This window comes from Lederbergia ruris (genome assembly GCF_018332955.1).
Lineage (GTDB): Bacteria > Bacillota > Bacilli > Bacillales > Bacillaceae_C > Lederbergia > Lederbergia ruris.
Map to the genome: position 1 here is coordinate 1 of NZ_BORB01000010.1, position 14,103 is coordinate 14,103.

Annotated in this window: 18 protein-coding genes; 12 read left to right on the forward strand and 6 right to left on the reverse strand. The window is 40.3% G+C overall.

The window, feature by feature from the left end; all coding sequences use genetic code 11:
- Positions 1–228: 228 nt before the first annotated feature.
- The 4 genes from bshB2 to pdxK all read right to left on the reverse strand — a co-directional run bounded on the left by bshB2 (position 229) and on the right by pdxK (position 3,746).
- Complete coding sequence (gene bshB2, locus KI363_RS07200) at positions 229–912, reverse strand: bacillithiol biosynthesis deacetylase BshB2 (RefSeq protein WP_158320655.1); 684 nt, start codon at positions 910–912, stop codon at positions 229–231.
- A 17-nt stretch (positions 913–929) separates the two neighbouring features.
- Positions 930–1,280: a YojF family protein gene (locus tag KI363_RS07205; protein ID WP_158320656.1), complete on the reverse strand. Its 351-nt coding sequence runs from the start codon at positions 1,278–1,280 to the stop codon at positions 930–932.
- 75 nt (positions 1,281–1,355) lie between these two features.
- A complete protein-coding gene (locus KI363_RS07210) occupies positions 1,356–2,792 on the reverse strand; it encodes a carbon starvation CstA family protein (protein WP_212965962.1) in 1,437 nt (478 codons plus the stop codon).
- A 132-nt stretch (positions 2,793–2,924) separates the two neighbouring features.
- On the reverse strand, positions 2,925–3,746 hold the full coding sequence (pdxK, locus tag KI363_RS07215) for a pyridoxine/pyridoxal/pyridoxamine kinase (RefSeq protein ID WP_212965963.1): 822 nt from the start codon (positions 3,744–3,746) through the stop codon (positions 2,925–2,927).
- A gap of 207 nt (positions 3,747–3,953) precedes the next feature.
- On the opposite strand from pdxK, the gene KI363_RS07220 reads away from it, so the two are divergent.
- The 5 genes from KI363_RS07220 to KI363_RS07240 all read left to right on the forward strand — a co-directional run bounded on the left by KI363_RS07220 (position 3,954) and on the right by KI363_RS07240 (position 8,555).
- The gene (locus KI363_RS07220) at positions 3,954–4,625 is read left to right on the forward strand and encodes a response regulator transcription factor (RefSeq protein ID WP_212965964.1); all 672 of its coding nucleotides are present in this window, start codon (positions 3,954–3,956) and stop codon (positions 4,623–4,625) included.
- 134 nt (positions 4,626–4,759) lie between these two features.
- Positions 4,760–6,010, forward strand: coding sequence for a sensor histidine kinase (locus KI363_RS07225; RefSeq protein WP_212965965.1), 1,251 nt, complete (start codon positions 4,760–4,762; stop codon positions 6,008–6,010).
- Positions 6,011–6,197: 187 nt separating this feature from the next.
- Entirely contained in the window at positions 6,198–7,112 is a 915-nt protein-coding gene (locus KI363_RS07230; protein WP_212965966.1) for an ABC transporter ATP-binding protein, read from the forward strand.
- Positions 7,109–7,819: an ABC transporter permease gene (locus KI363_RS07235; protein WP_158320662.1), complete on the forward strand. Its 711-nt coding sequence runs from the start codon at positions 7,109–7,111 to the stop codon at positions 7,817–7,819. The genes KI363_RS07230 and KI363_RS07235 overlap by 4 nt, the downstream gene beginning before the upstream one ends.
- A gap of 1 nt (position 7,820) precedes the next feature.
- On the forward strand, positions 7,821–8,555 hold the full coding sequence (locus KI363_RS07240; RefSeq protein WP_212965967.1) for an ABC transporter permease: 735 nt from the start codon (positions 7,821–7,823) through the stop codon (positions 8,553–8,555).
- Positions 8,556–8,732: 177 nt separating this feature from the next.
- Here the strand turns inward: KI363_RS07240 and KI363_RS07245 are convergent, their stop codons facing one another.
- Positions 8,733–9,308 carry a YdcF family protein gene (locus KI363_RS07245; protein WP_246516799.1) on the reverse strand — a complete coding sequence of 192 codons (576 nt, stop codon included), beginning with the start codon at positions 9,306–9,308 and terminating at the stop codon, positions 8,733–8,735.
- 82 nt (positions 9,309–9,390) lie between these two features.
- Here KI363_RS07245 and mobA point away from each other — a divergent pair, with 82 nt between their 5' ends.
- From mobA to KI363_RS07270, 5 genes are all read left to right on the forward strand, one after another.
- Entirely contained in the window at positions 9,391–9,972 is a 582-nt protein-coding gene (gene mobA / locus KI363_RS07250) for a molybdenum cofactor guanylyltransferase (protein ID WP_212965968.1), read from the forward strand.
- Position 9,973: 1 nt separating this feature from the next.
- Positions 9,974–10,429, forward strand: a complete 456-nt coding sequence (locus KI363_RS07255; RefSeq protein ID WP_212965969.1) for a molybdenum cofactor biosynthesis protein MoaE — start codon at positions 9,974–9,976, stop codon at positions 10,427–10,429.
- Position 10,430: 1 nt separating this feature from the next.
- Positions 10,431–10,658 carry a molybdopterin converting factor subunit 1 gene (gene moaD / locus KI363_RS07260; RefSeq protein WP_212965970.1) on the forward strand — a complete coding sequence of 76 codons (228 nt, stop codon included), beginning with the start codon at positions 10,431–10,433 and terminating at the stop codon, positions 10,656–10,658.
- Between the two features lie 37 nt (positions 10,659–10,695).
- On the forward strand, positions 10,696–11,715 hold the full coding sequence (locus KI363_RS07265; RefSeq protein ID WP_212965971.1) for a ThiF family adenylyltransferase: 1,020 nt from the start codon (positions 10,696–10,698) through the stop codon (positions 11,713–11,715).
- A gap of 62 nt (positions 11,716–11,777) precedes the next feature.
- The gene (locus KI363_RS07270) at positions 11,778–12,563 is read left to right on the forward strand and encodes a YhfC family intramembrane metalloprotease (RefSeq protein ID WP_158320668.1); all 786 of its coding nucleotides are present in this window, start codon (positions 11,778–11,780) and stop codon (positions 12,561–12,563) included.
- Between the two features lie 48 nt (positions 12,564–12,611).
- On the opposite strand, the gene KI363_RS07275 is transcribed toward KI363_RS07270, so the two are convergent.
- Complete coding sequence (locus KI363_RS07275; protein WP_158320669.1) at positions 12,612–12,935, reverse strand: YflT domain-containing protein; 324 nt, start codon at positions 12,933–12,935, stop codon at positions 12,612–12,614.
- Positions 12,936–13,115: 180 nt separating this feature from the next.
- Between KI363_RS07275 and KI363_RS07280 the strand changes: the two genes are divergently transcribed.
- Both KI363_RS07280 and KI363_RS07285 read left to right on the forward strand, forming a co-directional pair.
- Positions 13,116–13,406, forward strand: coding sequence for a YwdI family protein (locus tag KI363_RS07280; protein WP_158320670.1), 291 nt, complete (start codon positions 13,116–13,118; stop codon positions 13,404–13,406).
- Between the two features lie 273 nt (positions 13,407–13,679).
- A complete protein-coding gene (locus KI363_RS07285; protein WP_158320671.1) occupies positions 13,680–14,051 on the forward strand; it encodes a DUF423 domain-containing protein in 372 nt (123 codons plus the stop codon).
- The last annotated feature ends 52 nt before the right edge of the window (positions 14,052–14,103 follow it).

The window sequence follows — 14,103 nt, forward strand, 5'->3', positions numbered from 1 at the left end:
TGAGGCAAAGGTTCCTGAACTGTCAGCTAGAACTCGGCTTACTTTGGCTTCATTCATTAACTTACATCAGGCGCTTAGTGCCAATGGCAACTAAACATGCGTGACGTAAGCTGTATTTAAGTCAAGGGAAGCCCCCACCAAATCTTTGATTTGGTGGGGGAGGGTTCACTCGGTGGAGTTGTAATCTTTCAACCGCAAAAAAACGGTGGAAAATCTCTCCACCGGTTTTTACAAAACATTGTCACGATCCCAAGGATATGTCCAAAAGCGCTCTGTTAGAAAGTGCTCGGGTAATCCCGTTTTTTCCTCCGCCATTTTCTTCTCTAGATCTGCCAACATCCATACCGTTTGCGAAAGATGAGCTTTTAATGCGCCAAATTTTTGTTCGGAAACGGCGCTAATATCATGTTCGATATCTGGTGAACCAATTTCAGCTTCATGGTTCTTAGAAAAAGCTACACAGTGAAGCTTGGGACGACTTTCTTTAGGTAGTCTGCGCACTGCACGTACAACAGCACGACCCGTTGCTTCATGATCCGGATGAACAGAATATCCAGGATAGAAGGAGATGACGAGAGAAGGGTTCAATTCCTCAATCAAGTCAAAGACAAGATTGGTTAATTCCTCGTCAGGAATAAATTCTAATGTTTTATCACGGTAACCCATCATCCGTAAGTCCGTGACGCCCATTGCTTTCGCGGAGGCTTGCAGTTCTTTTTTGCGAATCTCAGGAAGGGACTCCCTTGTAGCAAATGGGGGATTCCCTAAATTTCTCCCCATTTCTCCGAGAGTAAGGCAAGCATAAGTAACAGGTGTGCCATTTTGAATATGACTTGCCATCGTTCCGGAGACGCCAAAGGCTTCATCATCTGGATGTGGGAATACAACTAAAACGTGACGTTCTTTTTCCATAAATAGCCCTCCTTCGATTAAGATTTAAATGGTGTTTTGCTGATTTCTAAGGCCACGGCTAGCTTTCCATCATATCCATGGCCGGCAAGAAGTAATCTTCCTTCTTCATCTAACTCAAAATGGGTGAGGCCTTCCGCGTAAATCCAGCCGATTGCGAGTTTCAAACCGATCCGATAGGGGCCATTCCCGACAATCTTTCCATATTCGTAACAAACCTCAGCATTGCGAATATAAGCTCCAGCTGAAAAAAATGTTTCGTCATTATGGGAAGCATACGCTCCATTCGTTGTTTCTAAATGTATGTAAACTTGTTCTGTTGCAAAAGTATTGATTAATTGTTGGACTTCATCGATACGAATCTTTTCCACAAGATAAACCTCCTTCCTAAAATTATTTTACTAAAAGGAAAGCAAAATTACGAAAAATAAGTTTGAGTCCGTATTCTACCTGGAAAATTTCTCCTCAATCGGCCATTTATTTTCTCGTGCTTTTCTTGCAATATGAAAAAATAAAATAAGCACAATCAGGGTTCCGATCAGACTGCCAATCCAAGAAGTATTCATCGGTAAATGAAAGCCAATTTTTGCATGAAAAATATAAGTGAAAACCATGATAAGCATAAAGGTGCCAGGGATGAGCGAGATCCAATAATTTTTCTTCGCAATATACAAATACATGGCACCAATGAATAAGGTAATTACTGCAGTAGATTGATTCGCCCAGCTGAAATATCTCCATAACAGGTTAAAATCGATTTTTGTAAGTAGGAAAGCAATGATGAATAAAGGAAAGGCGACCCATAAACGACTGGATAATTTCCTTTGCGCTAAACCTAAATATTCAGCTATGATCATCCGAGCGCTACGGAAAGCAGTATCGCCAGACGTAATCGGAAGGACAACCACTCCGAGTACGACAAGTGTCCCACCAAGTGCGCCAAGTAGAGAGGTGGAAACTTCGTTGACAACAGCACCAGGTCCGCCTACTTTTAAGAGCTCATTCAATTCGCCGGGCCCATCAAATAGGCTCATCGCTGCTGCAGCCCAAATCATCGCAATGATCCCTTCAGCAATCATCATCCCATAAAATATTTTCCTGCCTTGGCTTTCTTTTTGGATAGTGCGGGAGATAATCGGAGTTTGGGTAGCATGAAACCCTGATAAGGCTCCACATGTAATCGTAAAAAATAAAAGAGGAAAGATCGGTGTTTGTTCAGGATGGAAATTGGTAAAGGACAATTCTGGAATGGGCGCTCTAGTTATGACAAGACCGACACCGACACCAACTGCACTTAGAATTAACAAGGCACCGAAATATGGATATAATCGTCCAATGATTTGATCGATTGGTAGAAGAGTAGCGAGAATATAATAACTAAAAATGATGATCATAATGATACCCAACGCAAGTTTTCCATCAATTAACACGTGAAGTAGACTAGCTGGAGTAATGACAAAAACAGTCCCAACTAATAGAAGGAGCAAGACGGCTAGAATATGGACAAGGTATTTCATCGTTTGACCTAAAAATTTGCTAGCTAATGCAGGTAAATGAGCTCCACGATTACGGAGGGAAATCATTCCGATTAGATAATCATGAACCGCTCCGGCAAAAATGGATCCAATCACAATCCAAACAAAGGCGGCGGGTCCGTATAAGGCTCCCATAATAGGACCAAAAATGGGGCCTGTCCCCGCAATATTTAGTAATTGGATTAAGGCGTTTTTCGAGGTACTCATGGGAACATAGTCCACACCATCGTGGTTGACATAAGCCGGGGTAGGGCGATCTTGCTTGATGCCAAATACCTTTTCAACAATCTTTCCATATGTAAAATACCCCAGAATTAAGAGAATGATTCCTCCTAAAAAGGTCTTCATTTCTATTTCCCCCTATATAAATAGAATTGGAGTGGTTTCTGTCCCATGCTATTCAAGAAGAGGGAAGTTTAGAACATCGAGGGAAATGTTAAACGCCCAGAAAAGAAGAATTCTCTTTTCTGGGCGTAATCCTTATTTCTTTGAATTTTCTTCAAATGTAAAATAGGCACCATGCATGACAGGACCTACATATTCATTAAGCTTCCAGCCGTGTTGGATCGCCGCGCTGACAAAATCTTTGGCAGAAATAACAGCTTCTTTGACCGATTTTCCTTTCGCTAGGTTCGCTGTAATCGCAGCAGCGAAAGTACAACCAGCTCCATGGTTATAGGTCGTTTCTAGTTTATCTGATTCAAGCAAGGTAAATTCTTGACCATCATAGAAAAGGTCGATCGCTTTATCATGGGCGATTGCTTTTCCACCTTTTACGACAACATTTTTCGCACCTAATTCATGAATTTTCACAGCCGCTTCTTTCATGCCGTCAATGGTTTTAACAGGGCCTGTTTTCGCTAATTGTCCTGCTTCAAAAAGGTTTGGCGTTACAATTAAAGCCCGTGGCACAAGGAGGTCGCGCATGGCATCGGTATTTTCGGGTTGTAAAACCTCATCCTCGCCTTTACATACCATCACAGGGTCAATCACGACATTCTCTAATTTATGCTCATCCAATTTTCGAGCACCTAATTCAATGATCTCAACAGAGCCGAGCATCCCTGTTTTCATCGCATCGATCCCAACAGAGAGGATCGTGTTTAATTGTTTTTCTACTGTATCGACATCAATCGGATAGACGTCATGGCTCCAATTATTTCCGGGATCCATCGTGACAATAGAAGTTAAAGCATTCATACCGTAGACACCATATTCCTGGAATGTTTTTAAATCTGCTTGGATTCCGGCTCCACCACTTGAATCCGAACCAGCAAGGGTTAAAACTTTTTTCATTGTCATCCGTTATTCCTCCTAGCAATTACATGATGTTTCTTTGGGTCTAGCTTCAGCTTTTCTTTTTAGGATATACCAATTTTTTTGAAAATAAAAGAGATTTATTTTATAGGTGGCTTTACCTAAAGATAGGGCATTGCCTATAATTTGGTATATAGATGGTAAGATAAAAATGTATACCAATTATTGTAGAAGAAAATCAGGGGGATACGAATGGCCAATATTCTATACATAGAAGATGATTTAGAAATTAGTAAATGGGTCGTAGAAGTTCTAGAGGAAAAGGGACATAAAGTAAATTGGTTATCATCAGGGGAAGGAGCGACGAAAATAGCGAGAGAGGTAGAAATTGCGATTTTAGATGTGATGATACCCGGCCTAGATGGCTTTTCCATTGGAAGGAGATTAAAGCAAGAATATCCTTCATTGCCAATCTTGATGTTATCTGCCAGAACCTCTGTCGAAGATCGGCTTCAGGGACTCGAGTTTGCAGATGATTATGTAACAAAACCTTTTTATCCAGAGGAATTGGTTGCAAGGATTGAAGTTTTATTACGACGGTTTCAGCAGAATCAAACAGAGAAGGTAAGAATAGGTCATTTAGATATTTTCTTAGAAGAAAATCGGATTTTAGATCATGAAAAAAACGAGGAAATTATTTTAACAGGGAAGCAATACCAAATTTTTCAATATTTTCTCCGCCATCAAAATCAAATTTTGACAAAGGAGCAGTTATATGAAGGGGTTTGGAGAGAACCTTATATAGACGGAGATAAAACATTAATGGTACATATTCGCTATTTACGCGAGAAATTAGAAAGGGACCCCGCAAAACCAGATTTAATTGAAACCATTCGGGGATTGGGCTATCGATTAAAATCATGATTATAAGAAAAGTTTTGTCTCTTCGTCACTCTTTATTACTAAGATATCTGTTTATCATTGTATTCGCGGTTTTATTTATCCCAATTGTTTTCCCTTTGTCAATCATTGTTTGGTACTCATTTGATGAGGCGGATGTGAACAAACTAAATGGAGAGGACTTAGAAAAAAAGTGGCATTACGAAACAGGGAAATTGGCTCCTTTGGATGAGGGAGACGTGAAAAAGAAGTTGACCAAATTCCAAGAGAAATACCCGACTTCTAATGTGTTTTGGGTCGATGAAAATGGAACGCTTCTCTTTGCTTATCCGGAACCGGTTGCTGTGCCTAAAAAGTGGACGTCTTCTGATATTGTCGAATTCATGAAGAAAAGCTATGATAGCGATCCTTTTACAACAGTAGCCTTTCTAGGTGACGAAAAAGAAAACGGCTTTGTCACTTTTCAAATTCCTAGAAGTGAAATGGACCATACGCAAGAAAAGCTAATCGATCGCTATAACTATCTATATTACGGTATTAATATTGGACTATTTTTCTTGTTTGTTTTTATTTCCTGGTTGTTCTTTTCCCATATTCGCAAACGACTACTACGTTTAGGATTAGCGATGGAAAAGGAAGGAATTGCAGGTATTCCTGATAAAATTAAAGTTAAAAAACGTGACGAGATTGGCCAGCTTGAGCAGTCCTTCAATCGAATGATCAAGAGGTTAGGAGAAAGTCAAAAACAGAAGGATGAGGAAGAAGAGCTGCGAAAACAATTAATTGCTAGTCTTTCTCATGATTTACGAACACCGTTAACGACATTAAGAGGGCATCTGTATACATTAAAAAAAGAAAAGCTAACGGACAAAGGGGAAGAATCCCTTCAATTAATGGATCGTAAAATTACCTTTCTTGGTCAGTTAATCGATAATTTACTATCGTATACACTGCTGACCGCGGGAAAATATCCTTACCACCCTCAAAAGGTAGATATTATCCGGTCGGTTCGCGTGATAGTTGCTTCTTGGTATCCAACTTTTGAGAAAAAGGGGTTTAAGATTGAGATTGAATTGCCCGAAGATCAACATTTTGAATGGTACCTAGATCCAAGTTGGTTGGAGCGAGTGCTTGATAACCTTTTTCAAAATATTCTTCGCCATGCCGATTCGGGGAAATATATTAGAATCAAAAGTGCAAAAACGGAACATGGTTTTCAACTAATGATTGAAGATCGTGGACCGGGCATGGAGACTTCTTCTAACAGCAAAGGGCTTGGAATCGGAATGGCGATTGTAACGCTCATGCTGCAAGAAATGGACCTAAAGTTAAATGTTCAATCAACAGATAAAGGAACGAGAATGACGATGACAGCAGCAATGGACATGAAAAAACAAATACCGAAATAACGTAAACCGCTTGATTCATGAAAATCCATGATTCAAGCGGTTTTTCTTAAAGTCAAGAAAGCCTTGTTATCTTGAATGGTCGCTTTATTCGCCGTTGGAAGTAATTCTACCTTTTTAAACAAATTTTAAACTTGCCTGCCCATTGTTTTAACCTTCATCTCTTAATCTTAGAGATGAGGTGAAGGAAATGAGCGAATTAGTGTTAAAAACTTCGAATTTAACGAAAAGATTTAGAGGAAAGCAAGTTGTGAATGGTGTGAATCTTGCCATTCAAAAAGGAGAGATTTATGGTTTCCTTGGTCCAAACGGGGCAGGAAAAACAACTACGATCCGCATGTTACTTGGACTAATGAAACCAACAGATGGATCGATCCATATATTTGGACAGGATTTAAAAAAACATAAACTAGCGATTTTAAGCAAAGTCGGCTCTCTTGTGGAATCTCCCTCCTATTATGGTCACTTAACAGCTATTGAAAATTTAGAGGCTTTACGAAAAATTTTAAATGTGCCTAAAGCAAGAATCGGAGAAGTGTTGGAAATCGTCCGTTTAACAAAGGATGCCAAACGACCTGTAAAAGGTTTTTCGCTTGGAATGAAGCAAAGATTAGGGATAGCATCTGCTCTCTTGGGGAATCCAGAGTTGTTAATTTTGGATGAACCAACAAATGGTTTGGATCCCGCTGGGATTCAAGAAATGCGAGAATTAATTAAAAGCCTGCCGAAAAAATATGACGTAACAATTGTCGTATCCAGCCATCTTTTAAGTGAGATTGATCAAATGGCAACACAGGTAGGTATTATTACGAAAGGTTCACTTATTTTTCAAGATTCGATCGAGGTGTTAAGAAAGAGATCCACTCCTACGATCCGCATTCATACAAATGATCAAAAAGAGGCGAAGAAAATTCTTCTGTCTTCTGGTATTCAAGTACAGGATCAGGATCCATTTCTTACGCTTGATCAGGCGGATGATTTGTTAACCGCTAAAGCAGTAAAGAATTTAGTCAAAGGAAATCTATCTGTTTATCGTGTCGAAGAACAAAAGATGTCTTTAGAAGAAATATTCCTCGATTTAACGAAGGAGGAGATGAGCCTATGATGTTCCAGATATTCAAGGCTGATCTGCTGAAAATGAAACGGAAATGGGTATGGCTTCTTGTCTTTCTTGGTCCCTTTGGCGTGATCTCTCTGCAGGCGGTCAATTATGGCGTAAGATATGATTACTTAGTTGGCCTTAATCCAGATGTTTGGGGAGAATTGCTGAAGAATATTAGTGGACTAATGACAATCTCCCTGTTACTAGGTGTCGCGATACTGGCATCAATGACAGCGAATGTGGAACATCAACAGAATGCTTGGAAGCAACTTTTAGCCTTACCTGTTCGCAAAGGAGCTGCGTTTGGGTCAAAATTCCTTTTAAATATTTTATTACTTTGGGTTGCTTGTCTCTTGCTATTTGTAGGAACGATCATTTTAGGACTTAGTTTGAAGTTCGGGACAGATATCCCTTATATCGCGATTTTTAAAAATAGCTTCTATCCCTTAGCGGCTGCTTTGCCGATTCTAGCCTTGCAAACATGGCTATCGATTACGATGCCCAACCAGGCAATACCCTTAACGGTCGGAATACTTGGTGCGATTGTTTCGATGTATTCTATTGTGGCTGCGGATTGGTTTCCGTGGAAATGGCCATTATTAATCAGCGATGTTCATGAGCCAATTTGGTTTGCGGGAATGGGGCTTATCGTTGGTATCATTCTTTTAGGGCTTGGAGCACTAGATTTTACAAGACGGGATGTGAAGTAAAATGTTATGGAAAATCATTCAATCAGAATGGCTTAAATTTCGCAAATCTAATATATGGTTGTTGCTTTTCATTAGTCCGGTATTGGCTACTATTATCGGTATGACCGTGAATGTATCGGAAATGAAAGGAGTCGAATGGGCTTATCTATTATCAACGATGGTTTTTATCCATGGACTGCTTTTTCTGCCCTTGTTAACAGGGGTGTTCAGTGCCTTTGTCGCTCGCTATGAACATCAAAGTGGGGGATGGAAACAATTACTTGCTTTGCCAGTATCAAGAGGGCAAGTATTCTTGGCAAAAGGGATCATTGTCATGACTTTTTTAGCGATCACGCAAATATTATTTTATATTGGTTGGATCGTAGCTGGAACGATTCAGGGGATTGAGACTTCAGTACCTTATCTGTTTGGGCTTAAAAGTGTTTTTTTCGGCTGGTTGGCCTGCCTACCACTAGTTGCTTTACAACTTTGGATTTCAACGGCTTGGACAAGTTTCGCCGCTCCACTTGCTATCAATGTAATTTTAACGATTCCCAATATTTTAGTAGCGAACTCAGAGAAATTCTCACCCTATTACCCTTGGGTCCAACCTTTCTTAACCATGCTCTCGGCAGGAGGAGATGGGGCTGATGAATTTTTTATTCGCTCACTCTCATTGCTATTATCGGTGATATTTGGTAGCTTTTTTTTATTTCTATTCGGAGGGTTACTGTATTTTCAGAAAAAGGCTGTCTGAACCATTTAGATAAGGAAGAGCAGTAAATAGCATACTGCCAAGGTATTCTGTCTAGAAACCTAAAGCGGAAAAGCGTTCTCAGAATGAGGACGCTTTTTACAATTCGAAATGTCGTTTTTGTTATGTGTTTCTTCTCCTAAATGATAAACTTTAGGTAGAGTATGAAAGAGAAAACGGTTATCGCCCTGTTACATATGTTTTGATTAAAGCAGCCCGTTCACGAGTGGTTGATTTCCACTTCACTACATTCGGTGTTTTGGCGGCGAGGGCGTCGGTCTTAAGGGCTAGGTGATCCGCAATTTTACGGGCCCGCGCAAGGTGATAATCACTTGTAATGATCGTGACATGGTCGACGGAAGAAGGAAGTAGCTGTTTGGAAAAAAGAATATTTTCATAAGTAGAAGTCGAAGCTGTTTCTAGGAGTAGTCGGTTTTCTTCGACTCCCTTTTCAACTAGGTAGTTCTTCATGGCTTCTGCTTCAGGTATTTGCTCATCAGGCCCTTGGCCACCTGATAAAATAAATAGAACATCAGGATATTCATTGGCATATTGTACAGCAGCATCTAAGCGATATTGTAAGGATTGTGAGGGAATGTTGCCATTTACCTTGGCACCAAGAATGATGGCATATGGATATTTCCCATTCGCGGTAGGAGATTGTCCCTTCCGTATCCAGTCTCCTGTTTTCCACCATAAGAATACGCAAAGAAATAGAAGGAGCAGGCTACATAACAAAAAAATCTTCATGTTCATTTTTTATTCCCTTTCAGACCATGATAAGCTTAGAATACCTGATATGACTGAAATAGTACATCATTTTTTTAGGAGGGAAGAAGTGAAAACGATCATTTTAGCTGGGGGACAATCCAGACGAATGGGACAAAATAAATCTTTGATGAAATTGAACGGTATTCGCCTCATCGATCGGATTATCGGTGAATGCCTGCCGATTTCTGAAAAAGTGATTTTGGTCTCTAATCATGATCTTGATGATATCCCCGAAGAGGTATTAATAGTTGACGATCTTTCCCAATTTAAAGGACAAGGTCCCCTTGTTGGAATATGGACTGGACTGACATTGGCAAAAGAAGGCGCCTGTTTGGTTGTGGCTTGTGATATGCCTTTTATTTCAAAAGAAATCGCCCAGCAATTTGAGAGGGTGATGATGGAGAAAAAGGTAGATGCAGTCATACCGATCGCTGAAGGCCGGATGCATCCCCTTTTTGCAGTCTATCATACTCGGATAAAAGATCAGGTTTATCAAACATTGCTAAATGGTAAGCGCTCTGTTCAATCGATGGTATCCGATATCCAGGTGGAATTTTACCCCATGGATGAACATGAAGGGATTCTCTGGAACATGAATACAATGGATGATTATGTGCAAGCAGCAAAAATGACGGACAGAGGTGTTTAAGGTGAATTGTGAAATTACAAGAGACCCGATTCGCATTGAAGAGATTTATCAGAAAGTGGTGCGGAGAGAAGCTGGGGCTATCACAACTTTTATTGGAACGGTACGCGAAATAACCCATGGTCGCAAGACACTTTATCTGGAATATGAAGCGTATGAAGGAATGGCTTTGAAAAAGCTAGAGCAAATTGCATTTGAAATGAAAGAGCGCTGGCCTGGTGTAGAAGTAGCCATTAGCCATCGTATTGGTCGACTGGAAATTAGTGATATTGCTGTTGTGATTGCGGTTTCATCACCACATCGCCTCGCAGCCTATGAGGCAAATCGCTATGCGATTGAGCGGATCAAGGAAATGGTTCCGATTTGGAAAAAAGAGCATTGGGAAGATGGAGAAGCGTGGATCGGTAATCAGCAGGGTACAAAAGAATATAAAACAGGTCAACCTGAGGAGGGAGAATAAGATGAATAAAGTGCTTTTATTTGCCCATTTAAAAGAGATAGCTGGGAAAAGTTCATTAGAAATCGACGCAGCTGGCCAAACTGTTCAATCTCTCCGTGACAAATTAGTTATGTCACTAGGGAATTTAGATGGCGTGATGATCGCGGTGAATGAAGAATTTGCGACAGATGAAACCATCATTCAAGCTGGAGATGAGATTGCTCTTATTCCTCCAGTAAGTGGTGGATGATCTTTTTTTATAGTCAGACAGGGAGGAGGCAAGTGAAATGAATGATCGATATTCCCGACAAATGTTATTTAAACCGATTGGATCAAAGGGGCAGGCCAAAATTCGAGAAAAGCATGTGTTGATTCTAGGAGTGGGTGCGCTCGGGACTCACACTGCAGAAATGCTGGTGAGAGCGGGGGTGGGGAAGATCACCCTGATTGATCGAGATTATGTGGAAATGAGCAATCTGCAGAGGCAACACCTTTTTACAGAAGAAGATGCTCAGAAGAAATGGCCTAAAGCGGAAGCGGCTAAAGCAAGATTACAAAAAGTGAATCATGAGGTAGAGATCGCAGCAATTGTCGGCCATGCAGATGCCTCTTTATTGGAAAGTCTTTTACAAGATGTGGATTTATTAATGGATGGAACCGATAATTTTGAGACGCGTTTTCTGTTAAATGATCTTGCTCAGAAATATCGGATCCCTTATTTGTTTGGCTCTTGTGTGGGTAGCTTTGGGATGGCGTTTACAATCATTCCCGGGGTCACACCTTGCCTTCAATGTCTTTTAAAGAAGCTTCCCCTTCAAGGGCAAACCTGCGATACCGTTGGAATTATTGAACCAACTGTGCAAATGGTAACAGCCCATCAAGGGGCAGAGGCCTTAAAGATTTTATCAGGGAATATAGAGGCAGTCAGGAAAGCCTATGTTTCTTTTGACCTTTGGCATAATGAATATGTATCACTGAAGGCAGATGCTTTGAAGGACAGCCAATGTTCTTCCTGCGGTTATAATGCAACCTATCCGTATTTGCAAGAGGAGACAGGCTTAAAAGTGGCGGTTCTTTGCGGCAGGGACACCGTGCAAATACGTCCGACTGCAACGAAACACTTGTCCTTAGAAGATTTAGCGAAGCAATGGCGTTCGGCTGGATTCATGGTAGGAGGAAATCCATTTTTAGTATCTGTAGTGGTTGAAGGGAAAAGAATGGTCTTTTTTCAAGATGGACGCGCCCTTATTCATGGAACCAATCATGTAGATCAAGCCCGGAAAATGTACCATTCTTTAATTGGCTGAAACTTTTATTCTTTTCATACGTATGGTAAAGAAGGTGAAATTTGAGGTAAAGGAGAGGGTAAATGGTGGTTTCCACCTCTATGTTTGTCGCATTGATTGGCTCTATAATAATGGCTATTGGGCTGCCAATCGTTTTACTGATCATTTTTAAAAAGAAATTCGGTATCTCTTTATACGTTCTCTTAATAGGAATGGTTACATTTTTGGCGTTTGCACTTATCTTAGAAAATATTCCGCATGTGTATTTCCTAACTGTCAATTCGACTACAAAAGGATGGTTAGAGAATCCTTGGCTGTATATGCTGTATGGTGGCCTAATGGCCGGGATTTTTGAGGAAACAGGGCGACTTATCATGATGAAATATGTCCTGAAAAAGTATCGAAATTGGAAAGATGGTCTTGCCTTTGGTTTAGGGCACGGCGGTTTTGAAGCGGTCGTCCTAGTGGGGATTACTAGTATTAGCACGATTGCCATGGCGATTATGATTAATAATGGGTCCTTTGATTCGTTACTAGCTGTAGATCCATCCCTTGAAGTGGTGAAAGAGCAACTAACAGGTTCCTCCGCTCTTGTTTGGCTAGGCGGAATCGAAAGAATTAGTGCGATTGCCATCCAACTTGGATTATCGATCCTAGTGATGTATGGAGTGAAAAATAGGAAGATTATCTTCTATTTTCTCGCGATCCTTATCCATGCGATCATTGATTTTCCCGCAGCCCTTTATCAAACAGGTACAATTGAAAACATCTTTGTTGTAGAGATCATCATTGCGATTATTGCTGTAATATCCATTATTTGGATCGTGAAATCAAGGAAATTATTTAAAGAATCAGCGCCTGAAGTATAAGATTGTAAGAGAAAATACCCCGTTAAGATGGGGTATTTTCATTTTCTCCTAGTGTTGTTGAGCCACAATCACAACCTTGCCTTTATCTAGGATACTTTCATATTTCTCAGCTTCTTGCTGTGTCAGACCGACTGATTCAAATTTCGACCGTAGCTCGTCTCCTTTTTTACGAAAGACGTTTTTTACAGAGTCCACAATGCCTTCTTCTTGAAGGCCGACTGTTTCAACTTCAGCAGCATCCGCTAAATCTTCCGTTCGATCATCATCATGGGTAAATAAATAGATATTGTCGTGAGAAAACCCTTGGGCTGTTAACTGATTAATAATATTATTAGCTTGTACACCATTTTCACAAACTTCGATTCTATTCATCAACAATCATCCTCCTCAAGAAATATGATCGGCACATTATGTATATTTCCGATTTTTAACATTTCAAACATCGTTTTTTGCATGCCTATAGGAAAGGTTTCGAAAAATCTAGTGAATGGATATAAATTTTTGCATTTTCGTGAGATAAAAATTAAGCTTAAAGGATAAGAGGTGATCAGAATGGGTATTTCATATGAAGTATTATTGGAAAAAATAGAAGAGGAAATAAATAAAGCAAAACAAGCTAGTGAAACATCGACTAGAAAGGCTCATTTGTATACAGTGAAAACATTAGCGGAGCTTGGAATAGGGGGAGAGGAACCCAACCGGCATGTGGAAAAAAGGGAAAAGGTCTCTAACGTTACGTCAACCTTTAACCAACAACCTCAGTCAAAGCCAATATCCATTTCTCAATCGAATCCCCTTCAAACAGAAGACGGAGCTAACGGCACTTCAATATTTGATTTTTAAACAGAAAGGCGGAAGCGTCTGTTTAGCGACGTACAAATTTGGATAATAAGGTTGAACGGCTAAGGGCGCGCCGTCCTGGCGCAACGCCGTTCTGACCAACATCCTGTTGGCCTGAGATAAAGGAAACACGGCGAAGGATGAGTCGATGTTGACTTATCGCAGGAAGAAGGCGTAAATTTGCTAGTCGCTAGGCGCTGTAGCCGCACCAAGAAAGGCGGAAACGTCTATCCACCGAAATCAGCTATAAAATAATGAGTAAAGGAAGTGTGTCCATTGAAGTTTTTTATTATCGTAGGAGCTTTGAATGCCTTTTTAGCTGTTGCATTAGGCGCATTTGGGGCTCATGGTTTAGAAGGGAAATTAGAACCGAAATACTTGGAAGTTTGGAAAACCGGTGTTCAATATGAGATGTTCCATGCAATCGGATTGATTGCGATTGGGATTCTCTCCGGAAAATACCCTGCTTCTTCGCTATTGTCTTGGTCTGGTTGGATTATGCTGATCGGGATTATTCTTTTTTCAGGAAGTTTATATGTATTAAGTACATCGGGAATTAAAGTACTAGGAGCGATTACCCCTTTAGGTGGTGTCGCATTCCTCGTATCATGGGTTTTACTAATTATTTTTGCTGTAAAACATCTGTAGGCTGTGGTCTAAAAAACATCAAAATGCACTGGGAAATAAGTTAGGTTTCTCA